Below are 25,277 nucleotides of genomic sequence, written 5' to 3' on the forward strand. Positions count from 1 at the left end.
GCGACACAGAGGGGCGTTCATCCCGTCGATGCCTGTTAGTTATTGAACAAATAAGCGCATGCGTCATTCTAAATGATGCATGAAAATTGTTTCAAATAATCTTCAGTGGCTGGTGATAGAAAATTTCAAAAAGCCTAGATAAATGAAATAATCGCTCATCCGACGCTGCCGGCGAACTGGTACAGCTGGCCCGGGTGCCACATCGTGACCACCGACGCCACCTTGCCGAGGGCGCGGGTGCGGCGTTTAAGGACCAGGCAGCACTGGCCCGGCTCGATCGTGAGCATGGCCGCGATATCGCGCGGGGCGTGCAGGGCTTCGATGCTGTAGGTGGCGTCCTGCAGGGGGGCCGCCTGCATCAGGTGTTCATTGGGCGTGGTGGTGCTGAAGTCCACGTTCATGTAATCGGGGGCGCAGGCGGGATTGACCCAGCGGTCCTCGACCTGGATCGGCACCTCGTTCTCGCAGTGGACAATCACCGAATGGAACAGCATGTCCCCGGCCTGCAGGTCGAACTGGAGCGCGAGCACATCGGGCGCGCGAACCTTTTCGAGTACATGCAGGCTACTGCGATGGCGATGGCCGCGGGCGCGGATCTCGTCGGCGATGCTGCGGATCTCGACCAGCGTGGCCTGGTATTTTTGCGGCGCCACGAAGGTGCCGGAGCCCTGGCGGCGGGTGAGGACCTGTTCCGCCGTCAGTTCGCGCACGGCGCGGTTCACCGTCATGCGCGAGACCCCGAACTGGCGCACCAAGGCCTGTTCGGACGGGACCACATCGCCTTCCTTCCAGCGTCCGGCGGCAATCTCGCCGAGCAGGTAGTCTTTGATGCGCTGGAAAATGGGCGTGCTGTCTTGCGCGATCGGATCTTCCAAACTACTCTCCTGGGAACAGGGCAAAAAGCCGATTCTAGCATCGCCGGGCCAGTTCGATTCAAAAGCAAGGTGCGGGAAGCGGGCGGCCGGACGGCGCGCTACCATGGCCTCTTACCACACATCGCAGGAACCGCCATGCAGGCAGCACAGACAACCCGGGACCACTACGCCAGTGACAGCGCGCGCTGGGACGCGGTGCAGGCACGCGACAGCGGGGCCGACGGCATCTTCTATTACAGCGTGCGCAGCACCGGCGTGTACTGTCGGCCTTCGTGTGGGGCGCGTCCGGCGCTGCGCAAGAATGTCGCCTTCCATGCCAGCGTCAGCGAGGCCGAGGCGGCGGGATTTCGGCCCTGCCAGCGTTGCAAGCCGGACCAGCCGCCGCTGGCCGAGCGGCATGCCCTGATCGTGGCCGAGGCTTGCCGCCTGCTCGATACGCAAGAGCAGATGCCGGACCTGGACAGCCTGGCCGCATCGAGCGGGATGAGCCGCTTTCACTTCCACCGTGTTTTCAAGGCCCATACCGGGGTCACGCCGCTCGCGTATGGCGCCGCGTGCCGCGCTCGGCGCCTGGCGCGGGAACTGGCGCAGGCGCCAAGCGTGACCGAGGCCCTGTATGCGGCCGGCTTCAATTCGAGTGGGCGTTTTTACGCGCAGGCGGGGGCGCGGCTGGGCATGACGCCGGTGCGCTACCGTGCCGGCGGGAGCGGCATGGCAATCCGCTTTGCGGTGGGCCAGTGTTCGCTCGGTGCCATCCTGGTGGCGGCAACAGACAAGGGCATCTGCGCCATTTTGCTGGGGGACGATGCCGGGCAGCTGGTGCGCGATCTGCAGGACCGGTTTCCGGCCGCGCAGCTTGACGGTGCCGATGCCGGGTTCGCGGCGACGGTGGCGCAGGTCGTGGGCTTTGTCGAAGCGCCGGCGCTGGGATTGTCGCTGCCGCTGGATGTGCGCGGGACCGCGTTCCAGCAGCGCGTGTGGGAAGCGCTGCGCCAGGTTCCGAGTGGCAGCACGGTGAGCTACGCGGCGCTGGCTTCTGCCATCGGGCTGCCGGCGGGCGCGCGGGCCGTGGCCGGCGCCTGCGCCGCCAACCCGGCGGCGGTGGCCATCCCCTGTCATCGCGTGGTGCGGCACGACGGCGGCCTGTCCGGCTACCGCTGGGGCGTCGAACGCAAGCAGGCGCTGCTGGACCGCGAGCGCGGCCCCACCTAAACAATTTCCTCCCACCAGGGTCAGACCACTTAAACGCACCAAAATCAATTTCCTACCGCCAGGGTCAGATACCGTCTTGAATTGCAAGCCCGGATTGCAAGTAATTTGCATCGAAGGGCTTGTTTGACCGCAGGACCCCGTAGATCAGATGTGCCAGCTTACGCATGACAGCGCTGACCACGGCCATCTTGGCCAGGCCGTTGTCCGATAAGCGGGCCGCAAAGGCCCTGAGTATCGGGTTGTGCGTCTTGGCCACCACGCCCGGCATGTACAGCGCTGCTCGCAGTTGACCACTGCCGATTCGGCTGATCATGGTCCGGCCTCTTACCGAACTGCCCGATTGCCGTTGCTTGGGAGTGACGCCGATGTAAGCGGCGAAGGCCTTGGCGCTGCTGAACTTTCGCACATCGCCCGCATAGCTGATGACTTTGGCTGCCGTGGCGCGTCCCACGCCCGGAATCGTCGTCATTAGCTCAACGTCAGCCCGCATCCCAGGATCGCTATCGATATGGGTGTCGATATCGTTCTTGAGCTGCGCGATCTGGGCATCCAGCCAGTCCACGTGCTCTTTGGTGTGCTTGGCCAAGTCAGTTTGCCCGGCGAACTCATGCGCTTCAATCCGGTTTGCTTCCTGCTGGCGGATATCCTGAAGTGCACTGAGGCGCTCCACCCATCCACGCAACAAGCGCTCAGCTGGCGGCGGTGCCACCCAAGGTTCCGGCGTCATTGCTCGGCAATACCGAGCAATAACGCCGGCATCGACCTTGTCGTTCTTGTTTCGAATGTTTTCGCTCTGAGCGAAGCCTTTGATGCAGCCTGGATTGACGATGCTGACCTTCATGCCAACTGCCTGCAGATTGAGCGCTACGGGCTCGCTGTAGATGCCGGTTGACTCCATGCAGGCGTGGACTGTCGTCACATCGACTTTTTGCTTGGTCACCCAGTTCGCCAGCTCGGCGTACCCGGCCTTGCTGTTTTCAACGACCTTGTTCTTCAGTTTGCCGCCTTCCAACAGCGCGGCGTCCAACTTCTTCTTGCTGACATCAATTCCCAGAATGGGAGCGTGCGTAGTTTCCATTTGTTGACCTGTCTCGTATGCAGGCTCTAAGGCCTAAGATACCGTCCGGACTTGCAAGGAAAAACGGGCAAAGGCACCTATCTGACCCACAGACTACTCGTCTCCGACCACGCCGATGTCACTCTGCCCGACCAATAAATCTGGCCCACATTCTGCCAAATTTTCGGTAACTCCAATATACGAGACCACTTTAACGGGCAAAAAGAAATTGTTTTCCTTCCCACAGGTAGTTGATCCACTGTGAATATGTGTGTGCTTTGCCGGCGCGCACAGTTTACTGCTGCAGCTTGACGCGCTCAGCGGCATGTCCGGTGGCTTGTGCAATCGCACGCCGGAATTTGAAGTTGCCGCAAGCATAGTTGTGATTAGTTGCATCGCGCAGATTGTCGACTTCATCACCCGCGATGCCTGCCAGCACAAGTTCGCGATAAGCCGTTTCCCGTTCAAAATGATTATTGCCGAGCGCTTGGTACAGCGCATGCGCTACGACGAGATCGTCTCGGGCGCCAAAGGCGTTGGCGTGGTAGCTGGACCATCGATAGTGCAACGGATCTGCGACAATGCCCGCGCGTACCGGGTTCAGTTCCACATAGCGGTAGCACACCATCAAATATGTCTCGTCATGGACCGGGCATGATTTATACCGCCCGTCCCACAGGGTTCCCGTTCTTTCATGGCGCTTGTTGAAATAACGCACGTAGCGCTCCCCAACGGACTTCATCATCCGCGCCGCGCTTTCCTCCTTATCTGGCGTAGCGAGTACGTGCACGTGATTTGACATCAGGACATAAGCGTGGACCGAACAGGAGGCGAGCTGTGCAGCCTTGTGAAGCATGCCCAGATAGACCAGATAATCAGCTTCGGCCAAGAAACATCGTTGTCTGTTATTGCCGCGCTGGATGATGTGCAAGGGCACGCCACTGCTTACAAGTCTCGGACGGCGGGGCATAGGCTCTCCTGAACAGGGAAAAGTGAAAACTGTACGGAGCAAGATCGTCGGCCATGCCGACAAAAAGCAAGCGAACCGCATTTATCAAGCGCCGCAGAGACATGCCGCCAGGAAGATAGTTGCTTTTGCCGCGTTTAAGTGGTCTGACCCTGGCAGGAGGAAAATGATTTTGGCGCGTTTAAGTGGTCTGACCCTGGTTGAAGGAAAGTGTGGCCGGGGAAGTTTGGGCGCGCTACACTTGGCCTTTGCTTACTTTCCCTGGAGTGTTTGATGCGCCTGATTCATGCTTCCCTGTTTGTATTGACCGCCACCGGCATCATCGGCGCGGCCAGCGCCGATACCGTCATCGAGAACGCCAACGGCTATACGCTCAACGCGAACAATGAGCTGGTACGCTTCTCCACCATGGCTTTTGATGACAAGGGTAGGATCGTGGCCGTGGGTGATGCTGCCAGGGCGCGCGCCAAGTCGGCCACCACGCGCCGCATCGACATGCAGGGCAAGACCGTCATCCCGGGCCTGATCGACGCCCACGGCCATGTGTTCGGCCTTGGCGAACAGCTCACCCAGATCGACCTGGCCGGCACCGCTTCGCTGGCCGATGCACTCGCCGCCGCCAGCACTTACGCCAAGGCCAATCCGTCCCTCGCCTGGCTGCGCGGGCGCGGCTGGAACCAGGAGATCTGGAAGCTGGGTCGCTTCCCGACCGCCAGCGAACTCGATGGCGCCGTGGCCGACCGCCCGATGTGGCTCGAACGCGTCGATGGCCACGCCGGCTGGGCCAATTCGCGCGCCCTGCAGCTGGCCGGGATCACCAACAGCACGCCCGATCCGGTCGGCGGCAAGATCATGCGCGACGCAAACGGCGCCGCCACCGGCGTGCTGGTGGACGCGGCGATGGAACTGGTCACCAGGGCCATGCCGCCGTTGACCGATGCCCAGTCGCGCAGCATGCTCGATCGCTCGCTGCACACCATCGCCGCCATGGGCCTGACCAGCGTCCATGACGCGGGTGTGAACGTGGCCCAGGATGCGATCTATCGCCAGTACGCCGACAGCGGCAAGCTCACCACGCGCGTGTACGGCATGATCGGCGCCGTCGGCGCAGACTTTGACCGCCTGGCCAGGTCCGGCCCCCTCAAGTCGTATGCCAGCGACATGTACGCGCTGCGCTCGGTGAAGCTGTACTCGGACGGCGCCCTGGGCAGCCGCGGCGCGGCGCTGCTGGCCCCCTACAGCGATGAGCCGAAGTCGCATGGCTTGCTGTTCGCGCAAAGCGCGGACATGGTCGGGCAGATGGAAAAGGCGATGAAGCGCGGCTACCAGGTCAATGTGCACGCCATCGGCGACGCCGGCAACCGCCAGATCCTCGACGGCTACCAGCAGCTGCTGCGCAAGCACCCCGGCGCCAAAGACCAGCGCCATCGCATGGAGCACGCGCAGGTGGTAGCGCTGAGCGACATTGCGCGCTTCAAGACGCTCGGCATCGTGCCGTCGATGCAGCCAACCCACGCCACGTCCGACATGAACATGGCCGAGCAGCGCGTGGGCGCGGACCGCATCAAGGGCGCCTACGCCTGGCGCACCTTCCTCAAGCAGGGTTCGCGCATTGCCTGCGGCTCGGACTTCCCGGTCGAGTCGTCCAACCCGTTCTTCGGCATCCACGCAGCAGTCACGCGCCAGGATGCGGCGGGCAAGCCGGCCGGCGGCTGGTATGCCAATGAGGCGATGACACTCAAGGAAGCCTTCCGCTGCTTCACGCTCGACGCGGCGTATGCCGGGCACCAGGAAAAAGTATTAGGCTCCCTGGAAAAGGGCAAATGGGCCGACTTTGTCGTCATCGATCAGGATCTGTTCACCATGCCGGCCAAGGATATCCACAAGGTGGGCGTGCTGCAGACCTGGGTCGCGGGACGGCAGGTGTTCGAGAAAAAATAGGCGCATGCCCGACCGGGAGGACGGTAAAAAGATTTGACTTAGTTGTATATACAACTTAGACTTTGAGCATGTCCGGCGGCGCGTGCGGCTATCATTCATGGCGACGCGCGCTGTCTCTCACCTCTCAAGGAGCTGTCATGACCACCGATTCCACCCTCATGGGCGACGATCCCCGCTTCGACGCCACACGCGTCATCAAGGCCCCGCGCGGCACTGAGCTGGCCTGCAAAAGCTGGCTCACCGAGGCTGCCTACCGCATGATCCAGAATAACCTGGACGCGGAAGTGGCGGAAAATCCCCAGCACCTGGTGGTCTACGGCGGCATCGGCCGCGCGGCCCGCAACTGGGCCTGCTATGACCAGATCCTCGCCTCACTGCGCGAGCTGGAAGACGATCAGACGCTCCTGATCCAGTCCGGCAAACCGGTCGGCGTATTCCAGACCCACCCAGACGCGCCGCGCGTGCTGATCGCCAATTCCAACCTGGTGCCCAAGTGGGCCAACTGGGAACACTTCAACGAACTCGATCGCAAGGGCCTGTTCATGTATGGCCAGATGACGGCCGGCAGCTGGATCTACATCGGCACCCAGGGCATCGTGCAGGGCACCTACGAGACATTCGCGGAAGCGGGCCGCCAGCACTTTGGCGGCGACTGGGGCGGACGCTGGATTCTCACCGCGGGCCTGGGCGGGATGGGCGGCGCGCAGCCCCTGGCCGCCACCTTCGCCGGCGCCGTGTCGCTCAATATCGAGTGCCAGCAGTCGAGCATTGACTTCCGCCTGCGCACCCGCTACCTGGACAAGCAGGCCAGGGATATCGATGACGCGCTTTGCCTGATCAAGGAGCACACGGCACGGCGCGAAGCGGTCTCCATTGGCCTGCTCGGCAACGCGGCCGACGTGCTGCCCGAACTGGTGCGCCGCGCCAGGGCCGGCGGCATCGTGCCCGACCTGGTCACCGACCAGACTTCCGCCCATGACCTGATCAATGGCTACCTGCCCAGCGGCTGGACGGTGGAGCAGTGGAAGGCGGCGCAGAAGGATCCGGCGCAGCACGCGGCATTGCAGCAGGCCGCCGCCGCGTCGTGCGCGGTCCATGTGCAGGCCATCCTCGACTTCCATGCGATGGGTGTCAAGGCGGTCGATTACGGCAACAACATCCGCCAGGTAGCGCTCGATCATGGCGTGGCCAATGCCTTTGACTTCCCAGGTTTTGTGCCGGCCTACATCCGGCCCCAGTTCTGCGAAGGCCGCGGCCCGTTCCGCTGGGTGGCGCTGTCGGGCGACCCGGAAGACATCTACAAGACCGATGCCAAGATCAAGGAGCTGTTCCCGGAGCACCAGCAGGTGCACCGCTGGCTCGACATGGCGCGCGAACGGATCGCCTTCCAGGGCCTGCCGGCCCGCATTTGCTGGCTGGGGCTGGGCGAACGCCACATCGCGGGCCTGGCCTTTAACGAGATGGTGCGCAGCGGCGAACTCAAAGCACCGGTTGTCATCGGGCGCGATCACCTCGATACCGGTTCTGTGGCCAGCCCCAATCGCGAAACCGAGAGCATGCGAGACGGTACCGATGCGGTGTCCGACTGGCCGCTGCTCAACGCCATGCTCAATACGGCCGGCGGCGCCACCTGGGTATCGCTCCATCATGGCGGCGGCGTGGGCATGGGTTACTCGCAGCATTCGGGCGTGGTCATCGTGGCCGATGGCACCGATGCCGCCGCCAGGCGCCTGGCTCGCGTGCTGGTCAACGACAGCGGCTCGGGCGTGATGCGCCACGCCGATGCGGGCTACGACACCGCAATCGCCTGCGCCAAGCGCAACAACCTCAATCTCCCGATGGTCAAATAATATGAGCACTATGAGTACGCACAACAGCAGCACCGGCTGGACCCTGACACCGGGCAAGATGACCATGGCCGATCTGCGCGCCGTGTGGGCCGCCCCCGCGCACCTGACGCTTTCGCCCGATGCCTACCCCGTCATCGCAGCTTCCGCCGCGGCGGTGCAGGCCATCGTGGCCAGGGGCGACGCGGCCTATGGCATCAATACCGGCTTCGGTATCCTGGCCAAGACCCGCATCCCGGACGAAAAGCTGGAGGAACTGCAGCGCAACCTGATCCTGTCGCATTCGGTCGGCACCGGCGAACTGCTGTCGGACGCGGTGGTGCGCCTGATCATGCTGATGAAAATCGGCAGCCTGGCGCGCGGCTTTTCCGGCGTGCGTCCCCTGATCGTCGATACCCTGATCGCGCTGTACAACGCAGGCATCATGCCGGCCATCCCGGCCAAGGGCTCGGTGGGCGCGTCGGGCGACCTGGCGCCGCTGGCGCACATGACGCTGGCGATGCTGGGCGTGGGGCCGGTGCGCGTCAACGGCCTGCTGATGGAGGCGGTCGACGCGCTCAAGCAGGCCGGCATCGAGCCGGTGGTGCTGGCGGCGAAAGAGGGCCTGGCCCTGATCAACGGGACCCAGGTGTCGGCGGCGCTGGCCCTGCATGGCCTGTTCATGGCCGAGCGCCTGCTGGAAGCGGCCATGGTGGCCGGCGCCCTGTCGCTGGACGCGGCCAAGGGTAGCGATGCGCCGTTCGACGCGCGCGTGCACGAGGTGCGCGGCCAGCCGGGCCAGATCGCTGCAGCGTCCATCTATCGCCAGCTGGTCGCTTCGAGCGCGATCCGCGCCTCGCACCTGGAAGGCGACGAGCGCGTGCAGGATCCGTACAGCCTGCGCTGCCAGCCCCAGGTCATGGGCGCCATCATGGACCTGATCGGCAACGTGAGCCGCACCCTGCTGATTGAAGCGAACGCCGTCACCGACAATCCGCTGATCTTCCCGGACGCCGGGGCGCCGGACCGCGGCCAGATCATCTCGGGCGGTAACTTCCACGCCGAGCCGGTGGCCTTTGCGGCCGACACGCTGGCGCTGGCCATCGCCGAAATCGGCGGCCTGGCCGAACGCCGCATCGCGCTCCTGATCGATGCCACGCTGTCCGGCCTGCCGCCATTCCTGGTGCGTGAGCCGGGCGTCAATTCCGGTTTCATGATCGCGCACGTCACGGCGGCGGCGCTGGCGTCAGAAAACAAGTCGCTGGCCCATCCGGCCAGCGTGGACAGCCTGCCAACCTCCGCCAATCAGGAAGACCATGTGAGCATGGCCACCTTCGCGGCGCGCCGCCTTGACGATATGGCGCAAAATACGGCAGTCATCGTCGGCATCGAACTGCTGGCCGCTGCCCAGGGCATCGATTTCCATCGTCCGCTCAAGTCGTCGCCGCACCTGGAGCATGTGCATTCGCAGCTGCGCCAGAAGGTGCCGTTCTTCGATGCCGACCGCTTCTTCGCGCCCGATATCGAGGCGGCCAGGCAGATGGTGGTCAATGGAGAACTGAGCGCGTCGTGCAAGGCGCTGTTCGCGTCGCTGTACGCATAAAGCCGGAGGTTGAGCATGGATTTCGCATTCAAGGAAGGCACGATCCCCCTGCTGGTGTCGATGCCGCACGTGGGCACCGATATCCCGGACGATATCGCCGCCCGCCTGGCGCCCTGCGCGCTGGAGCGCGCCGACACCGACTGGCACCTCAGGGAGCTGTACGGTTTCCTCGACGAGATGGGGGCCTCCACCATCTCGGCGCGCTGGTCGCGCTATGTGATTGACCTGAACCGCCCGCCGGAAGACACCAACCTGTATCCGGGCCTGTCCACCACCGGCCTGTGCCCGGTCGACACCTTTGGCAGCGAGGCGCTGTACCGCGAGGGCGACAATCCGGACCAGCAGGAAGTGCAGCAGCGACTGGTGCGCTACTGGCAGCCGTATCATGACCAGCTGCGCGCCGAACTTGAGCGCATGCTGGCCATTCACGGGCGCGTGGTGCTGTGGGATGCGCATTCCATCGCCTCGGTGGTGCCGCGCTTTTTCGAGGGTCGCCTGCCGGACCTCAATTTCGGCACGGCCCAGGGCACGACGTGCGACGCGCAGCTGGAAGCTGCGGTGGTCGCCGTGGCCCGCGCCCAGGGCGAATTTACGGTCGCCGTCAACGGCCGCTTCAAGGGCGGACATATCACCCGCCACTATGGCCAGCCGCAGGCCAATGTGCACGCGATCCAGCTTGAAATGTGCCAGTGCCTGTACATGGATGAAGCGGCGCCGTTTGCCTACCGGCCGGAACACGCGGCCAAGGTGCAGCCGCTGCTGCGCAAACTGCTCGAATCGGCCGTGGACTGGGTGCGCGCATGACGATTGCCACGTCCCTGTTCGCGCGCCACGCCCTGCTGCCGGACGGCTGGCAGGACGATGTGCGCATTCAATGGGACGGCGCCGGCGCCATCACGGCCGTCAAGGCCGGCGTGCAGCAGCAGGCCGGCGAGGCAGCTGCGGGCCTGGTGCTGCCGGGGATGGTCAACCTGCATTCGCATGCATTCCAGCGCGCGCTCGGCGGCCTGACCGAAACGGCCGGCGCAGGCCCGGACAGCTTCTGGACCTGGCGCGACCTGATGTACCGCTTCGCGCGCCACATCACGCCCGAGCATATCGAGGCCATCGCTGCCCAGCTGTTTTCGGAGTGCCTGCGCCACGGCTACACCTCGGTGTGCGAATTTCATTACGTGCAGCGCGACCCGCAAGGGCAGATGTACGCCCGGCCTGCGGAAACGGCCGAGCGGGTGGTGGCGGCAGCTGCCGCCACCGGCATGGGACTGACCATGCTGCCGGTCCTGTACAGCTTTTCCGGGTTTGGCGAGCAGCCCCTCAAGCCTGAGCAAAAGCGCTTTCGCACGGGGCCGGCGGAAGTGATGCAGGTGATTGAAGCGCTGGAGGGCCTGCGCGGCCCGCAGCTCGAAGTGGGCGTGGCCCCGCACTCGCTGCGCGCGGCGTCGGCGGCCATGATTGGCGAGGTGCTGGGCAGCCTGCCACAGGCGCGACCGGTGCACATCCATATCGCCGAGCAGCAGGGCGAAGTCGAGCAATCGCTCGCGGCCACAGGCCAGCGGCCGGTGCGCCACCTGATGGAGCAGTTCGAGATCGGCCCGCGCTGGTGCCTGGTCCACGCCACCCATCTGGACGAGGGCGAAACGCGGGCGCTGGCCGCCAGCGGCGCGGTGGCCGGCCTGTGCCCGACCACCGAGGCCAACCTGGGCGACGGGCTGTTTCCGCTGTCGCCCTACCTGGCAGCGGGCGGGCGCTTTGGCATTGGCAGCGACAGCCATATTTCGCAGTCGGCCGTGGAGGAACTGCGCTGGCTCGAATACGGCCAGCGCCTGCTGCACCAGAGGCGCAACGTGGCCGCCTCGCCTGCGCAGCGCCGCGTGGGCGACTTCCTGTGGCAAAGTGCACTGCAAGGCGGCGCGCTGGCCGCGGGGCGTCCGGTGGGCGCCCTGGCAGTTGGCAAGCGCGCAGACCTGGTGGTGCTCGACAGCGAGCATCCCAATCTGGCCGCCATCTCCCCCGAGGACGTGCTCGGGACTTTTGTTTTCTGTGGCAATGACAACCTGGTGAGCGATGTCATGGTTGGTGGTCGCTGGATGGTGCGCGGTGGGCGCCATGTGGCGCAGGATGCCATCGCCCAGCGTTACCGGGACGCCATTGCGCAACTGCGGACACTGCGATCATGACACTCCTGATTCCCTTTGCCGGACTTGAACCCTCGCCCTGGAAAAATGGCGGGGGCAGCACCACCGAAGTGGCCATTTCGCCGCCCGGCGCCGGTCTTGATAGCTTTGACTGGCGCATCAGCCTGGCCACCATCGCAGCCGATGGTCCATTTTCCAGCTTTCCCGGGGTGGACCGCACGCTGGCGCTGGTCGATGGCCCGGGCGTGATGCTGGACCTCGGCGATGGCCGCAAGTACGCCCTCAACGAGGATGAACCCATCATCGAATTCCCCGGCGAAGCGCCGGTGTCAGCCACCCTCTCGGGCGGGGCCACCACTGACTTCAACGTCATGACCCGGCGTGCACGCTGCCATCACCGCCTCGGGCGGCGCGTACTGGACGCTCTGTCGGATTTTGCGCCGCGCGGCGACGTGACGGTCCTGTTCCTGGCCGAAGGCGAGAGCCTGTCGGTGTCGAGCGACGTGGAGCGCATCGGCATGGTGCGCTACGATGCGGTGATCTTTGAAAAAGGCTCCGTGTGGACGCTGGAGTCGCCCATGGCGACCGTGTTCGTGGTCGATATCTTCCTCACCCAGGACGCGCATGGCAGCTGATTGCGACATCGTCTTCACCAACGTCAACCTGGCCACCATGGTGGAGGGGTATGGCGAATTGCGCGATGGGGCCATCGGCGTTGCAGCAGGCCGCATCAGCTGGATCGGACCGCGCGCCGATGCGCCGCCGGCCGCCGCGGTGTACGACGGGGGCGGGGCCTGGCTGACGCCGGGCCTGATCGACTGCCATACCCACATCGTCCACGCCGGCAACCGCAGTGATGAATTCGAAGCACGCCTGAACGGCGCCACCTATGAAGATATCGCGCGCGCCGGCGGCGGCATCATGTCCACGGTGCGCGCCACCCGCGAGGCCAGCGACGCGTCGCTGCTGGCCCAGTCGCTGCCGCGCGTGGCCAGCCTGCTGGCCGAAGGCGTGACCACGCTGGAGATCAAGTCCGGCTACGGCCTGACGCTGGACACCGAACGCAAGATGCTGCGCACGGCGCGCCGTGTCGACAGCGAACTGCCGGTGCGGGTGGCCACCACCTTCCTCGGTGCCCACGCCTTGCCGCCGGAATTCGCGGGCCGCGCCGACGAGTATGTCGATCATGTGTGCACGCACATGCTGCCGGCACTGGCCAGCGAAGGCCTGGTCGATGCCGTGGACGCGTTTTGCGAACGCATCGGATTTAGCAACGCCCAGACCGCAAAGGTCTTTGCCGCTGCACGCGCGCATGGCCTGCCGGTCAAGCTGCACGCCGAGCAGCTGTCCAACCAGCAGGGCGCCGAACTGGTGGCGCGCTTTGGCGGCCTGTCGGCAGACCACCTGGAGCACCTGACGGAGCAGGGCATAGCCGCCATGGCGGCCGCCGGTACCGTGGCCGTGCTGCTGCCCGGCGCATATTATTTTTTGCGCGACACCACGCCCCCGCCCGTGGCGGCGCTGCGCGCGGCGGGCGTGCCGATGGCCGTGGCCACCGACTGCAATCCCGGTACTTCTCCCATGACCTCGCTGTTGCTGGCGCTGAACATGGCCTGTACCCTGTGGCGCCTGACGCCGCAGGAAGCCCTGGCCGGCGCCACTATCCACGCGGCGCGCGCGCTCGGCCTGCAGCAGGACATCGGGACCCTGGAAGTGGGCAAGTGCGCCGATTTCGCCTTGTGGGACATCGCGCGGCCGGCTGACCTGTCGTACGCCATTGGCTTCAATCCTTGCCGCGCCGTGGTCAACGCCGGCCTGCCGCGCACCCCGCTGGTAAGCTTGGCCGCTTGATCACTGCGGCAGAGGGGGCATGCGCACCTCGGTCCATGTCGTCATCATGCTGTTATTGGCCATGCAGCTTGCGCTGGCCCAGGGTCTTGACAGGCTGCGCGTCGGCTCCAAGCGGTTTACCGAGTCCTTCATCCTGGGCGAGATGCTGACCCGCACAGGCGGCGCCGCACGCCCGGGTCGAACATCGCCAAGGACTTCGCAACACGGCCGTCGTGCTGGCCGCGCTCAAGCCCCTTGGCCTGGGCTTGGGAGTGCGAACGGCGGGTCGCACGCCGCGCCTGACGCTTAAGTTTGCGCGGGGACAAATCGAAATTTTGCGGATCGGTAATTATTACTACATGGCCTTACCGAACGTTTCTGGCGGTAAGCAAATGTAAAGAATCCATGGTTTACGACGGGTCCGACCTATAGTGAAGTCGTAGATTAGTTCCTATCTCCCCTCCCCATAGCAAGACATGGGTTTACCCACGGCGCACTTCATGCCCGTGGGTTTTTTCTTTCTAGGCTTTGGCAAGGCTGTCGAGTGATGCGCCCGCCACCCGGCAGATGCGCCAGTCCGGCAGCAGCTCGGCACCCATGCTCTTGTAAAAATTGATGGCTGGCTCATTCCAGTCCAGCACCGACCATTCAAAGCGCCCGCACTGGCGTTCGAGGGCGATGTTGGCCAGCGCCACCAGCATCTGGCGGCCATAGCCCTTGCCGCGGTAGGCTTGCTTGACGTACAGGTCTTCCAGATACAAGCCCTTGCGGGTGAGGAAAGTGGAAAAATTGTGGAAGAACAGGGCAAAGGTGACCACTTCGCCATTTTCTTCGCCAATGATGGCTTCGCAGGCCGGGCGCTGACCGAACAGTCCATCATGGAGCAGCGCTTCGGTCGCAATGACAAGGTGTTCGAGTTTTTCAAAGACCGCCAGTTCCACGATCATGGCGTGGATGTGGGCAACGTCGTCAGGCCGGGCTGGACGGATGGAAAAGTGTGCTGCAGTCATGGGACCTCGGGAACGGTGGATAGGTTGATGGCTGCCTTGCGCACCGGCGCGGGCGTGCGCACGGCCCAGGCAACGCTGGCAAGGCACAGGAACATGCCGAAAAATTCGAGCGGGCCGGGCCGGTAGCTTTCAAGCTGGATCGACAGCAGCAGCGAGATGACGGGCGTGATCACGCCCACGTACACCGCCTTTTGCGAGCCAATCCGGTTGATCAGGGTGAAGTAGGCGCTAAAGGCAATCACGGAGCCGAACAGCGACAGGTAGAGCAGGCCCATCCAGTAGCGCGGGGCCGCCGGCAAGGTAAATGCCTGTCCCGTCAGCAAGGCCCAGGCGGTCACGATCAGCGTTCCCCACAACATGGACCAGGCCATGGTGAGGAACAGGTTGGACGACTTTTCGCGGATTTTGGTCACCACCACGTTGCCGGCCGAACTGGCGATCGTGGCCGTGACCGCCAGCACCAGGCCAAACAGGAAGGTGCCGGCGCCGCCGCCGATGATGTCCTTCCATGCTGCCGCAATCGAGTGAAAAAACAGCATGCTCACGCCGACAATGGCCACCATGCCCGCCGCCCAGGTGCGCCAGGTGATGGGCGTGCCGTACACGATGCGCAGGCAGATCGGGTTCCAGAACACCATCAGGGCAAACAGGACGGCCACCAGCGCCGACACCAGGTATTGCTCGGAGGTGTAAGTGCACACATAGGAGAGGGCAAACGAGAAGAAGCCTTGCAGCATGACCCAGCGCTGGGCGCCGGGCGGCAAGCCCAGGCGCTGGCCACGCGCCAGGCACCAGGCAAACAGCACGGCCGAGGCCAGGCCGAAGCGGTACACCACGGACACGGCCGGGGCGACATCGCCCAGCTGCAGCGTGATGGCCCAGAAGGTCGATCCCCAGATCAGGGAAGCAATGGCAAACAGGAGTGGGGAAGACATCCAGCAAGTATACGGGGGTTTGCTGTTTCCTGCTGGCCACAAACGCTGCCGCCGTGGCGGATTTGCCGACTACCAGGCCAGTTTCAGGCGGCGGTACAGAAAGCTCAGCACGAACAGGGGGCCGATCAGGAGAAAGCGCAGGTCGTCGAGGAACGAGGGCTTCTTGCCTTCAATCTTGTGGCCGATGAATTGCCCAATCCATGCCAGTACGAAAATGGCAATCGACAGGGGCAGGATGCTCATGGGGGGCAGCAAGGCCAGGATGCCCAGCATGAACAGGGCCATGACGCCCATGCCGATCGCGAAGTTCCTGGACAATTTGATGTAGTAGGCCATGGACGCCGCCGCGGCAGCGACCGCGACCAGGGGATGGAAGGCCCACAGGATGCCCAGCAGGGAAAACACAATCACGGGCACGCAGATGAAATGAATGATTTCATTGGTGTGGTTGAGATGGCTTTCACTGTACTTGCCGAGCAAGGTGTCGATATCGCGCGGCTCGCTGCCGGTATTCATGTTCATGCTGGTCTCCTGCGGCCCGGGGCCGCTTGTTATCGATGCCCGCGCGTGGGCGAGCGTGTGCGGAAGATTTTACACTGGGCGTTTGGCGGCGCGCTAAAATCGCGCCATGCCGCCTTTGCCCCGCCCGCCCTCGCCAACGGCCGTGCCCGCCACGCCTGACACTGCCGTGCGCAAGACCAGCTTTGCGCCCGTGGCCAACGCCCACACCCGCCTGCTGATCCTGGGCAGCCTGCCGGGCGACCAGTCGCTGGCGCGCCAGCAATATTATGGCAACAAGCAAAATCGCTTCTGGATGCTGATGTCTGCGGTCACCGGGCTCGACCTTGTGGCACTGCCTTATGAAGAACGGCTGCATGCCCTGCTCGGCTGCGGCGTCGGCTTGTGGGATGTGGTGGCCGCCGCCCACCGTCCGGGCAGCCTGGACAGCGCCATCCGCGAGCGCGCCGACAACGACCTGCCGGGCTTGCTGGCCCGCCTGCCGCAAGTCCAAACAATCGCCTTCAACGGTGGCACGGCCGCCAGGCTGGGCCTGAAGGTGCTGGGACCGCGGGCGGCCGGATACCGGATTGTTGCCCTGCCATCGAGCAGTCCGGCCTACACCCTGGCCTACGAGGAAAAGCTGCGCGCCTGGCTGGGCCTGTCGGCGGCGTTGCAGCTTACACATCCTTACGATTGATACAGCTATCGCCTAGCCTGGGCTGATCGATCCCGTTAATCTGATCCTGAGTTCAACACCACCAGGAGCACAGACCATGGAAAAGATCAGCACAGCCACCCGCATCCACCCCTTGATGGCCGCCGCAGCACTGTCGGTCATTACCGTGAGCATTGCCGGTACGGCCGCGATCACGGGACTGCTGCCAAGTTCGCAAGCCCGCGTTGCCACCCAGGCCGCAGCCGTGCTCACGCCCGAGCAGCAATTGCTGCAGGCGCAGCAGCTGTTGGCGGCCCAACAACTGGCCGCCCAGCCACAGCCATTGATGGCGCAGCCGCAGCCGCTGGTGCTCCAGCCGGCCGCGCTGGCGCCGGCTGCGGCGGCGCCGGTGGCGCAGCTTGCCGCTCATACCCACGAAGTGGAGCGTCCCGTGGTCAAGCGCAAGGTGCAGGCCGCCCGCAAGCCGGTCAAGGCTGAACGCGTGGTCTACCGCGAGCCGGTGCGCCGTGCCCCGGCCTACGAAGCGCCCGATTATCAGGCACCGGCACCGGCACCGCGCCAGCCCAGCTATGTGGGCATCGGCACCGGCGCCGTCATTGGCGGGCTGATCGGTAACCAGATCGGTGGCGGCAATGGCAAGAAGCTGGCCACCCTGGCCGGGGTGATTGGCGGCGGCTACCTCGGCAACGAGATTGCCAAGCGCAACCAGCGTTAAGCCACCCTGGTCAGCGCAAAGGCAGCGGGCTGGCGCTCGCTGCCAGCGACTTCAGGTAGTCGAGCTTGGCGCTGTAACGGCGTGAATCGTCCGGCGTCGGGCTGTGGGTGATGGCCGCCGTCAGGCCGTTGCGGGCCGCCCGTGCATCGCCCAGTTTCAGGTGTGTGAGCGCCAGCCAGTAATGAAATTCATGGTTGTAGGGCGCGCGCCTGAGTTCCCGTGCGAACATGGCTTTGGCAACGTTAGTCTGGCCTGCCGTCAGGGCATTGATGCCCTGTTCAAAGAAATGGTAAGGCGGGAAGGGTTCAATGCTCGCCAGCCGCGCTGCCAGCGCGCCTGACTCTTCCAGCTTGTTATTGACCTTGAGCACCTGCACCAGGTTGTGCATGACGATCGTGTCTTCCGGGGTGCGGGTCAGGGCCCGCTTGTAGACCCGTTCCGCCATCAGGTAATTGCCCCGTTTCTGGTAAGCCACGCCGAGGGTGTTGTACGCTGTCATGAACCCAGGGTCGGCCTGCACGGCCGCCCGTGCCCACCAATAGGCATCATCGAAGCGTTGCTGCGCCAGCGCTTCGCCGGCCCGGTTGTTGAGGTACATGGCCACGATCGTTGCGCGCCTGATGGGATAGGCCCGCTGGCGCTCGGCGTCGGCCGGCGGGATGAAATCAATGACGGTACGGGTGGGGTTGACGTCGTAGGCGGCGTTCGTGCCGGTGTTCGACAGGCTCAGGTTGACATGGGTATTGGACACATACAGGCCTGCGCTGCGGCTCCACTGCTGGTCCACCACCACGTCCTGGAAGATCACGTCCAGATTGAGCGCCTGGGCAAAGGCTGCCGTCATGATCACCAGCGACAGGCAGTTGCCCTTGCGGGCGGCAAAGGTTTCGGCAGCCGGACGGGTGGTATCGGCGGCGTAGTCAAGTTTGAGTTCGCCCTTGGTATACAGGGCATCCATCATGCCCATGATGACACCATTGTTGCGCAGCTGGCGCTTGAAGGCGGGATTGTCGAGGTAGGCCTGCATGGCAGGCGAGACGACAAACAGGTCCCTGGCGGTCACCGGCTCGGTTGCCGGGCGCACGTTGGCATCATCGAACAGGTCGGCCGTGGCGAGTGGTGGCGGGGCGGTGGCGCAGCCGGTCGCCAGGATGCACAGGCAGATTGCCAGGATTGCACGTAAGCCCTGTTTCATGGCACACCTCCTCACGTTCTTGCTATCAGTATCGTCCTGCAGGCGGGCAAAGTCTAGTCCAGCGCATGAAAGCACTCCTGCAATGCATCGAGCAATTCATCAATCTCATCGGTATCGAGGCCCAGGTAGGCGCAGGCGCGCGCGCCGCCCTTGTCCCATTCCAGCGAGCTGGCCATCCCATGGTACTGGGCAATGGCACTCTCGGCCAGCACCGACAGCGCCACCAGCGCCCGCACCGCGTCAGCGGTGGCCGTGTCGTCGAGCACGCTGTAATCCTGGTGGTGCAGGATGGCCCAGGACACGTCGGTCGACAGGCCCCAGTTGCGCGCCAGCAGGCAGCCAATGGCGGCATGGTTGGTGCTGTGGCGCTCATCCTCCAGTGCGGTGAGCGGGCGCAGCGGGTCTTGCGCCGCCTCGGCCAGGGTGGCGGCGTAGCCGGGAAAGCGGTCGAGCAGCAAGGGCACGCCCGTGTCGCAGAACAGGCCGAAGGTGTGCGCCACGTCCGGTTCGCCAATATGCAGGCGCCGCGCCAGGAACAGCATGGCCTGGGCGCGGCGCGACGATACATCCCAAAAATGCGCCAGCGCCTGGTTGTCGGCACCGATGGCCTGGCGCGCGAGCAAGCCCGTCATGAGCGCTGCCACCTGGTTGATGCCCAGGAAAATGATGGCCTGGTCGATCGACTTGGCCTTGCGCTTGCCGCCGTAAAACGATGAGTTGGCCAGTTTGAGCAGGGCGCCGGACATGCCGACATCGCGCCCGATGATCTGGCCGATGGCAGCCGGCGACGGGTCGTCACGCGCCAGTTCGCACTGCAGGTCGACAAGCAGGCTGGGGCGCGGCGGAATCCGGATCGACTTGATCAGGGCGTCGACAGGATCGGCGGCCGCGTTTGCCGAAACAGCTAGGTTGCTCATGATGTCAGCGGGCGGAGGCGGGAACAGGGTCAGCCTTGACTATAAACCAGCGCGCGTGAAGTTTCCAGTTGGCAATTGCTGGACTGTGGTGTAAATGTGTCGGGCGCCGCCGCGTCGGGCGCCGCCGCGTCGGGCGCCGCCGCGTCGGACCCGGCCATTGTGCGGCACGCCATCATGCTTGTTCGCTAGAATTGCAAGAATGAACATGATTGCAGGAATAGACTTTGATGCACCCTCGCACGAGGTGGCGCAGCGCCTGATCGGCGTGGCGGTGCTGGTGGACGGCGTGGGCGGACGCATCGTGGAGACCGAGGCCTACGACCAGGCCGATCCGGCGTCCCACACCTATGGCGGGCGCACCGAGCGCAATGCGGCCATGTTCGGCCCCTCCGCTCACGCCTATGTCTACCGCTCCTACGGCATCCACTGGTGCCTGAACTTCGTGTGCGGTCCGGAAGGGCACGGTGCCGGGGTCCTGATCCGCGCCATCGAACCCCTGGCGGGACTGGCGCACATGCGCGCGCGGCGCGGTGTGGAAGAAGACCGGCTGCTGTGCTCCGGTCCCGGCAAACTGTGCCAGGCCATGGCCGTGACGCGGCTGCATGACGGCCTGCCGCTGGACGCGGCCCCCTTTGAACTGCTGCCGTACGAGCAAGCGGGCACTCTGGCGCGGCCCGCCCTGGCCGTGGGCGGGCGGATCGGCATCTCCAAAGCGATGGCCGTGCCGTGGCGCTTTGGCCTGGCCGGCTCGCGCTTCCTGAGCCGGCCCTTCCGCTGACGTCGACTCAGGCCGGGGTCCCGCTGCGGGCCTTCGCGCGTGCCAGGGCAGCTTCGCGCGCCACGCTGCGCGCCGGCTTGCCGCGCATGGGACTGTAGCTGCTGCGCCGCTCGGGCGTGCTCTCGCGCGGCGCCGGCGGGGCCGGGTCGGCCTGCCAGTTGCCTTCGATCTGGAATACCGACACCGCCTTTGACAGGTTGACGGTCTGCTCATGCAGGCTGCCGGCGGCGGCCGCCGCTTCTTCCACCAGGGCCGCGTTCTGCTGGGTCATCGCATCCATCTGGCCCACGGCCAGGTTAACCTCGGCAATGCCTTCGGCCTGCTCCGAGCTGGCGGCGCTGATGCGTTCAATGATTTCGTTGACCTGCTGGACCGAGGCCACGATCGTGCCCATGCTGCTGCCGGCCTCGTTCACCGAGGCGCTGCCGACATCGATGATGGCCACCGAATTGGCGATCAGGCCCTTGATTTCGCGGGCCGCCGCCGCCGAGCGCTGCGCCAGGGTGCGCACCTCCGCCGCCACGACCGCAAAGCCGCGGCCCTGTTCACCGGCACGCGCCGCCTCCACTGCCGCGTTCAGCGCCAGGATATTGGTCTGGAACGAGATCCCGTCAATCACGCCGATGATTTCGACGATCTTGCGCGAGCTCGATTTGATCTGGTCCATTGTCACCACGGCCCGTTCCACGGCCTTGCCGCCGGCCGTGGCCAGGACCGCCGCGCTGGCTGCCAGGTCGTTGGCGCGGCGCGCATTGGCCGCGTTCTCGCGCACCGCTTCAGTCAGCGTTTCCATGGCACTGGCGGTCTCCTCCAGCGAGCTGGCCTGCATCTCGGTGCGGGCCGACAGGTCCAGGTTGCCGCTGGCGATTTCCTGCGAGGCCGTGTCGATCGAATGCACCGACGTGAGCACCGTGCGCAGCGTGCCGGTGAGGTTGACGATGGTCTGGTCCAGGGCGCGTGAGGTATCGGCGATTTCATCGCGGCCCCGGGTTCCGGCGCTGCGCCTCAGGTGGCCGTGGGCCAGCGCTTCCACCACCCCGGCAATGGCCTGGATGTCGCGCAGCATGGCGCGCCGCACCAGCATGGTCACCAGCAGCGACAGCGCAATGGACAGCAGCACCAGGGCTGCCATGGTGGCCACCAGGGTGCGGAATTCGTCGCGCGCCGCTTCATAGGCCGCCACGCTCAGGCTTTTTTCCAGCGCCGACAGGCGGGCCAGGTGGCCGGTCAGGGCGCCGAAATGCTGTTCCGCCTTATTCATGGCGTTGGTGGCAATCGACTGGTCCAGGCGGGCCATGTCGATGGTGTCAGATACGCTCTTGCGGTAAGTGGCCAGGGCGGCGGCAGTGTGCTTGACGATCTCGCCCTCCTGCGCATCCGACACTGCCTGCAGTTGGGCGAGCTGGCTGGCGACGGCCGCGTGGCGGCGGTCGATCTCCCCGATCAGCGTATCGAGCCTGGCCTTGGCGATGCTCGCATTCATCCACGCCAGCAGCTGGTAGATATTGGCATGTGCATGCTTGACGTCGCCGGAGACATCGGCCGTCGCCTTGAGCCGCTCGGCCCGCACCTGCACCATGTTCTCCAGCAGCGCATTCTGGCGCACCATGCCGTAGGTAGCTCCCCCCGACAGCAACAGCAGCAGGGCCAGGACAAGTCCCGGCGCCAGCAGGAGCTTCGGTCCGATTCGTAAGGTATTCAGCATGCCAGCTCCACTGTCTATGTTGATAAGTACTGCTAGCGCAGCACCAGTCCCGCTTCCAGCACCACGTCGCCCACGCGCACAATCCAGGCCTGGTCCAGCCGCCCCTGGCCGCTGCGCTGCGCCAGTTCGATCACCTGGCGCGGATACAGGCGGGTGGCGGGATCGGTGCCGGCGTTGTCGGTGCCGGTGCGCCGCGCGTCCACCGGGTGGGCCAGCACCACGCCGGTGTAGAGGTCGCGCATGGTCAGCGCCAGCGCTTCCTGCACAAACTCCGGATCGTGCGCGTGGATGCGCTTGACCATCTCTTCGCGCCCCTTGGCCTTGATCAGCGCCGCGCCGCGCGCGGCCATGGCGCGCGCTTCCTGCTCGGTGGGGGCGGGGGCCGCAGCCTGGCTGGCGGCGGCTGACACCAGTAGTGCTGCAGATAACAGGATCGTTTTCATGGCCGCTTACTTCTTGTAGATGCCGGCTTCAAGCACGATGTCGTTCACCCGCAGCACATACGTGGTCTTCGGCTCGATCTTGCCGGTGGCCGGATTCTTGTAGGTGTAATCGACCCAGCCCTTGCCCGTTTTGGCGGCCAGCTCGATGATCTCGCGACGGTAGGTTTTGCCGTTCGTGTCCGGCACGTCGATCAAGTCCTTGCCGACGATGGCAGGATTGATCGGGTGTGCCAGCACCACGCCGCTTTTCAGATCGCGCGCATACAGGTAGAGCGAGCCGACGACAAACTCCGGATCCCTGGCGGCGATCCGCTTCATGACTTCATCCTTGCCCTGGCTCTTGACCATGGCCGCGCCCTTTTCCACCATGGCGATGGCATCTTTCTGGGTCGGCTCGACATCGGCCTGGGCCATCCCGGTTTGCATGGCCAGGCAAAGGGCGCTTGCGCGCAGCAGTGTTTTCATGAATCTATCCTTCCAGTTGGGTGGGGTAATGTTGCTCTTGTGCATGGCCAATGTACGCTCCCCCTCTTGCCGCCCCTTGCGTTCGCGCAAGCCTGAAGACAGTGTTGCGCGCAGGCCGCGTTCTTGATGAGCAGCAATTTGCCTTCTTGGAAAAGGCGATAACGTTCCACCGGACAACATTAGTTTCCCCATGTTTCTGTTCCGGAGCGATGACCCATGAATTGCACACGCATCCCGGGCGGCCCGACAGGGCTGGCCCTGTTCTTTACTGTTTTCGTCCCGTTTGCGCTGGCACACTTCCTGTCGCTCCTGCTGCGCAATGCCAATGCCGTGCTTGCTCCCTTTCTGGTCGGTTCGCTCGCGCTCGATGCCGGCCAGCTCGGCATGCTGACCAGCGCCTTTTTCCTGGCCGTGGTGCTGGCCCAGCTGCCGGTGGGAGCGGCTATCGACCGCCATGGTTCGCGCAAGGCGCTGCTGGTTCTGCTGCTCATCGCGGCCGGTGGCACGCTGCTGTTCGCACGTGGCGAGAGCTTTTTTGAACTCATGCTCGCGCGCTCGCTGATGGGTTTTGGCGTGGGCGGCACCCTGCTGGCCGGCGTCAAGGGCATCGCGCCATGGATGCCGCCGGCCAAGCTGCCATCGCTGCATGGCTACCTGATTGCCGCCGGCGGCCTTGGCGCGGCCACGGCCACGCTGCCGGTGCGGCTGGTGCTCGATTACACCGACTGGCGCGGCCTGTTCGTGCTGCTTGCCGCGCTGACCGCCCTTGCCGCCATGCTGATATGGTTCGGCACCCCGCGCCACCAGCACCGGCGTCCGGCCCCCGCCCAGCCGCTGCTGCCATCGCTGCTCGCCGTGCTGCGGCATCCGAAGTTTCGCGGCGTGACGGCGCTGGTGCTGGTGTCGCATACCATCTTCCTGGGCCTGCAGGGCCTGTGGGTGGGGCGCTGGCTCACCGACATCGGGCAGCTCTCCGAGTCGGCAGTGGCCTACCTGCTGTATCTCACCATGGCCGCCGTGATCTTTGGCGCCATTGGCGTGGGCTTCGTCACGGAATGGGCCGGCAGGCGCGGCGTCACGCCGCTGGACGTGGGCGCGTGCGGGGTGGGACTGTTCGTCCTGATCCAGGTCGCCATGGCCGTTGGCTACGTCCCCAGCTTTCCCCTGCTGGCGGTGCTGTTCGCGCTGGTGGGTACCATTACCGGCATTGAATACACGATCGTTGCGCAAAGCATGCCGCCGGAACTGGGCAGCCGCGCGTCGGCCTGTCTGAACATGCTCATTTTTCTCGGCGCCTGCCTGGTGCAGGGTGGCTTTGGCCAGGTCATCGCCTTGTGGCCGCCCGATGCGGCCGGCCATTACCCGGCGCCTGCCTACAGCACCGGGTTCGCCATCCTGGTGGTGCTGCAGCTTCCCTGCCTGGCCTGGTATGCGTGGCAGGCCTGGGCCCGGACCCGTCCCCGCGTGGCACAGGAAACACTGGCCGAAGCGGTCCTGCCGCTGGACGTGCACCCTGTCCGGGTGGCGGCGCGCGGCTAGCAGCCGGGCGGGCCGGGGCGCCTGCGGGCGGCTTTCGCAGGGCCGCGCTACAATGCGCCCCGACCGCCACTCTACGAAAGCAAAAGCATGAAACTGGTTCGCTACGGCCGCCCGGGCAAGGAAAAGCCTGGCCTGTTCGATGAAGAAGGCCGCCTGCGCGACCTCTCGGCCATCATCCCCGACATCGATCCTGCGCAGCTGTCGGACAAGGCCCTGCGCAAGCTCGCCCGCATCGATTACAAGACGCTGCCGCTGGTGCGCGGCAATCCGCGCCTTGGCGTGCCGCTGACCGGTATCCGCAAATTCATCGGCATTGGCCTCAATTACGCCGACCATGCCGCCGAAACCGGCGCCCCGATTCCGAAGGAGCCCATCATCTTCATGAAGGCCATCACCTGCCTCAATGGCCCGGATGACGCCATCATGCTGCCGCAGGGCTCCAGGAAGACGGACTGGGAAGTGGAGCTCGGCGTCGTGATCGGCACCCGCGCCAGCTACGTGAGCGAGGACGACGCGCTCAAGTACGTGGCCGGCTACTGCGTGGTCAACGATGTGTCGGAGCGTGAATTCCAGAAGGAGCGCGGTCCGCAGTGGGACAAGGGCAAGGGCTGCGACACCTTTGGCCCGGTTGGCCCGTGGCTGGTGACGCGCGACGAGGTGATCGACGTGCAGGACCTGGACCTGTACCTCGAACTCAATGGCAAGCGCATGCAGACCGGCTCCACGTCGACCATGATCTTTCCGGTCGCCGCCATCGTCAGCTACGTCTCGCGCTTCATGACGCTCGAGCCGGGCGACATCATCGCCACCGGCACCCCGCCCGGCGTGGGCGACGCCCGTACCCCCAAGCGCTTCCTGAAAAAAGGTGACCAGCTGCGCCTCGGGATTGCCGGTCTGGGCGAGCAGCAGCAGGATGTGGTGGCGTACAAAAAAGGCTGATCTTTCCTCACCG

24 protein-coding genes are annotated in these 25,277 nt (G+C 64.8%); 13 read left to right on the forward strand and 11 right to left on the reverse strand.

From position 1 onward, the window contains the following. Positions 1 to 155 precede the first annotated feature (155 nt). Positions 156 to 875, reverse strand: coding sequence for a histidine utilization repressor (gene hutC, locus KY495_RS11765; protein ID WP_229518586.1), 720 nt, complete (start codon positions 873 to 875; stop codon positions 156 to 158). A 135-nt stretch (positions 876 to 1,010) separates the two neighbouring features. On the opposite strand from hutC, the gene ada reads away from it, so the two are divergent. Further along, positions 1,011 to 2,087 (forward strand): bifunctional DNA-binding transcriptional regulator/O6-methylguanine-DNA methyltransferase Ada, encoded by a 1,077-nt coding sequence (gene ada / locus KY495_RS11770; protein ID WP_219883846.1) that lies wholly within the window; start codon positions 1,011 to 1,013, stop codon positions 2,085 to 2,087. A 64-nt stretch (positions 2,088 to 2,151) separates the two neighbouring features. Here the strand turns inward: ada and KY495_RS11775 are convergent, their stop codons facing one another. After that, the gene (locus KY495_RS11775; RefSeq protein WP_219881833.1) at positions 2,152 to 3,165 is read right to left on the reverse strand and encodes an IS110 family transposase; all 1,014 of its coding nucleotides are present in this window, start codon (positions 3,163 to 3,165) and stop codon (positions 2,152 to 2,154) included. 274 nt (positions 3,166 to 3,439) lie between these two features. Then, complete coding sequence (locus KY495_RS11780; RefSeq protein WP_374041009.1) at positions 3,440 to 4,081, reverse strand: transposase; 642 nt, start codon at positions 4,079 to 4,081, stop codon at positions 3,440 to 3,442. A 303-nt stretch (positions 4,082 to 4,384) separates the two neighbouring features. Here KY495_RS11780 and KY495_RS11785 point away from each other — a divergent pair, with 303 nt between their 5' ends. The 7 genes from KY495_RS11785 to hutI all read left to right on the forward strand — a co-directional run bounded on the left by KY495_RS11785 (position 4,385) and on the right by hutI (position 13,467). Continuing rightward, positions 4,385 to 6,052 (forward strand): amidohydrolase, encoded by a 1,668-nt coding sequence (locus tag KY495_RS11785; RefSeq protein ID WP_219883850.1) that lies wholly within the window; start codon positions 4,385 to 4,387, stop codon positions 6,050 to 6,052. A 137-nt stretch (positions 6,053 to 6,189) separates the two neighbouring features. Continuing rightward, on the forward strand, positions 6,190 to 7,902 hold the full coding sequence (gene hutU, locus KY495_RS11790; RefSeq protein WP_219883851.1) for a urocanate hydratase: 1,713 nt from the start codon (positions 6,190 to 6,192) through the stop codon (positions 7,900 to 7,902). A gap of 10 nt (positions 7,903 to 7,912) precedes the next feature. Next, entirely contained in the window at positions 7,913 to 9,481 is a 1,569-nt protein-coding gene (gene hutH / locus KY495_RS11795; protein ID WP_219883852.1) for a histidine ammonia-lyase, read from the forward strand. A 15-nt stretch (positions 9,482 to 9,496) separates the two neighbouring features. After that, positions 9,497 to 10,285 carry an N-formylglutamate deformylase gene (hutG, locus tag KY495_RS11800; protein WP_219883853.1) on the forward strand — a complete coding sequence of 263 codons (789 nt, stop codon included), beginning with the start codon at positions 9,497 to 9,499 and terminating at the stop codon, positions 10,283 to 10,285. Next, positions 10,282 to 11,658 (forward strand): formimidoylglutamate deiminase, encoded by a 1,377-nt coding sequence (locus tag KY495_RS11805; RefSeq protein ID WP_219883854.1) that lies wholly within the window; start codon positions 10,282 to 10,284, stop codon positions 11,656 to 11,658. The genes hutG and KY495_RS11805 overlap by 4 nt, the downstream gene beginning before the upstream one ends. After that, positions 11,655 to 12,251 (forward strand): HutD family protein, encoded by a 597-nt coding sequence (locus KY495_RS11810; RefSeq protein ID WP_219883855.1) that lies wholly within the window; start codon positions 11,655 to 11,657, stop codon positions 12,249 to 12,251. The genes KY495_RS11805 and KY495_RS11810 overlap by 4 nt, the downstream gene beginning before the upstream one ends. Next, a complete protein-coding gene (hutI, locus tag KY495_RS11815; protein ID WP_219883857.1) occupies positions 12,241 to 13,467 on the forward strand; it encodes an imidazolonepropionase in 1,227 nt (408 codons plus the stop codon). The genes KY495_RS11810 and hutI overlap by 11 nt, the downstream gene beginning before the upstream one ends. 500 nt (positions 13,468 to 13,967) lie before the next feature. Here the strand turns inward: hutI and KY495_RS11820 are convergent, their stop codons facing one another. The 3 genes from KY495_RS11820 to KY495_RS11830 all read right to left on the reverse strand — a co-directional run bounded on the left by KY495_RS11820 (position 13,968) and on the right by KY495_RS11830 (position 15,907). After that, positions 13,968 to 14,456, reverse strand: a complete 489-nt coding sequence (locus KY495_RS11820) for a GNAT family N-acetyltransferase (RefSeq protein ID WP_219883858.1) — start codon at positions 14,454 to 14,456, stop codon at positions 13,968 to 13,970. After that, the gene (locus KY495_RS11825) at positions 14,453 to 15,391 is read right to left on the reverse strand and encodes a DMT family transporter (protein ID WP_219883859.1); all 939 of its coding nucleotides are present in this window, start codon (positions 15,389 to 15,391) and stop codon (positions 14,453 to 14,455) included. The genes KY495_RS11820 and KY495_RS11825 overlap by 4 nt, the downstream gene beginning before the upstream one ends. Positions 15,392 to 15,460: 69 nt before the next feature. Beyond that, positions 15,461 to 15,907, reverse strand: coding sequence for a DUF962 domain-containing protein (locus KY495_RS11830; protein ID WP_219884219.1), 447 nt, complete (start codon positions 15,905 to 15,907; stop codon positions 15,461 to 15,463). A 112-nt stretch (positions 15,908 to 16,019) separates the two neighbouring features. Here KY495_RS11830 and KY495_RS11835 point away from each other — a divergent pair, with 112 nt between their 5' ends. Further along, the gene (locus tag KY495_RS11835; RefSeq protein WP_219883860.1) at positions 16,020 to 16,589 is read left to right on the forward strand and encodes a DNA-deoxyinosine glycosylase; all 570 of its coding nucleotides are present in this window, start codon (positions 16,020 to 16,022) and stop codon (positions 16,587 to 16,589) included. A gap of 76 nt (positions 16,590 to 16,665) precedes the next feature. Continuing rightward, positions 16,666 to 17,283 carry a glycine zipper 2TM domain-containing protein gene (locus tag KY495_RS11840; protein ID WP_219883862.1) on the forward strand — a complete coding sequence of 206 codons (618 nt, stop codon included), beginning with the start codon at positions 16,666 to 16,668 and terminating at the stop codon, positions 17,281 to 17,283. Positions 17,284 to 17,293: 10 nt separating this feature from the next. Here KY495_RS11840 and KY495_RS11845 read toward each other — a convergent pair whose 3' ends face one another. Then, positions 17,294 to 18,478 (reverse strand): lipopolysaccharide assembly protein LapB, encoded by a 1,185-nt coding sequence (locus tag KY495_RS11845; RefSeq protein ID WP_219883864.1) that lies wholly within the window; start codon positions 18,476 to 18,478, stop codon positions 17,294 to 17,296. Positions 18,479 to 18,531: 53 nt separating this feature from the next. Continuing rightward, positions 18,532 to 19,395, reverse strand: coding sequence for an HDOD domain-containing protein (locus KY495_RS11850; RefSeq protein WP_219883865.1), 864 nt, complete (start codon positions 19,393 to 19,395; stop codon positions 18,532 to 18,534). Between the two features lie 205 nt (positions 19,396 to 19,600). Here KY495_RS11850 and KY495_RS11855 point away from each other — a divergent pair, with 205 nt between their 5' ends. Further along, the gene (locus KY495_RS11855; RefSeq protein WP_219883866.1) at positions 19,601 to 20,173 is read left to right on the forward strand and encodes a DNA-3-methyladenine glycosylase; all 573 of its coding nucleotides are present in this window, start codon (positions 19,601 to 19,603) and stop codon (positions 20,171 to 20,173) included. A 7-nt stretch (positions 20,174 to 20,180) separates the two neighbouring features. Here the strand turns inward: KY495_RS11855 and KY495_RS11860 are convergent, their stop codons facing one another. From KY495_RS11860 to KY495_RS11870, 3 genes are read right to left on the reverse strand one after another with little or no spacing between them, the layout of a single operon-like run. After that, a complete protein-coding gene (locus KY495_RS11860) occupies positions 20,181 to 21,878 on the reverse strand; it encodes a methyl-accepting chemotaxis protein (RefSeq protein ID WP_219883867.1) in 1,698 nt (565 codons plus the stop codon). Between the two features lie 32 nt (positions 21,879 to 21,910). Beyond that, positions 21,911 to 22,321 carry a cache type 2 domain-containing protein gene (locus tag KY495_RS11865; RefSeq protein ID WP_219883869.1) on the reverse strand — a complete coding sequence of 137 codons (411 nt, stop codon included), beginning with the start codon at positions 22,319 to 22,321 and terminating at the stop codon, positions 21,911 to 21,913. A gap of 6 nt (positions 22,322 to 22,327) precedes the next feature. Further along, entirely contained in the window at positions 22,328 to 22,786 is a 459-nt protein-coding gene (locus tag KY495_RS11870; RefSeq protein WP_219883871.1) for a cache domain-containing protein, read from the reverse strand. Positions 22,787 to 23,002: 216 nt separating this feature from the next. Between KY495_RS11870 and KY495_RS11875 the strand changes: the two genes are divergently transcribed. Then, positions 23,003 to 24,325, forward strand: a complete 1,323-nt coding sequence (locus KY495_RS11875) for a nitrate/nitrite transporter (protein ID WP_219883873.1) — start codon at positions 23,003 to 23,005, stop codon at positions 24,323 to 24,325. An 87-nt stretch (positions 24,326 to 24,412) separates the two neighbouring features. Next, positions 24,413 to 25,264 carry a fumarylacetoacetate hydrolase family protein gene (locus KY495_RS11880; RefSeq protein WP_219883875.1) on the forward strand — a complete coding sequence of 284 codons (852 nt, stop codon included), beginning with the start codon at positions 24,413 to 24,415 and terminating at the stop codon, positions 25,262 to 25,264. Positions 25,265 to 25,277 lie beyond the last annotated feature (13 nt).

The organism is Massilia sp. PAMC28688 (genome assembly GCF_019443445.1).
Classification (GTDB): Bacteria; Pseudomonadota; Gammaproteobacteria; order Burkholderiales; family Burkholderiaceae_D; genus Telluria_A.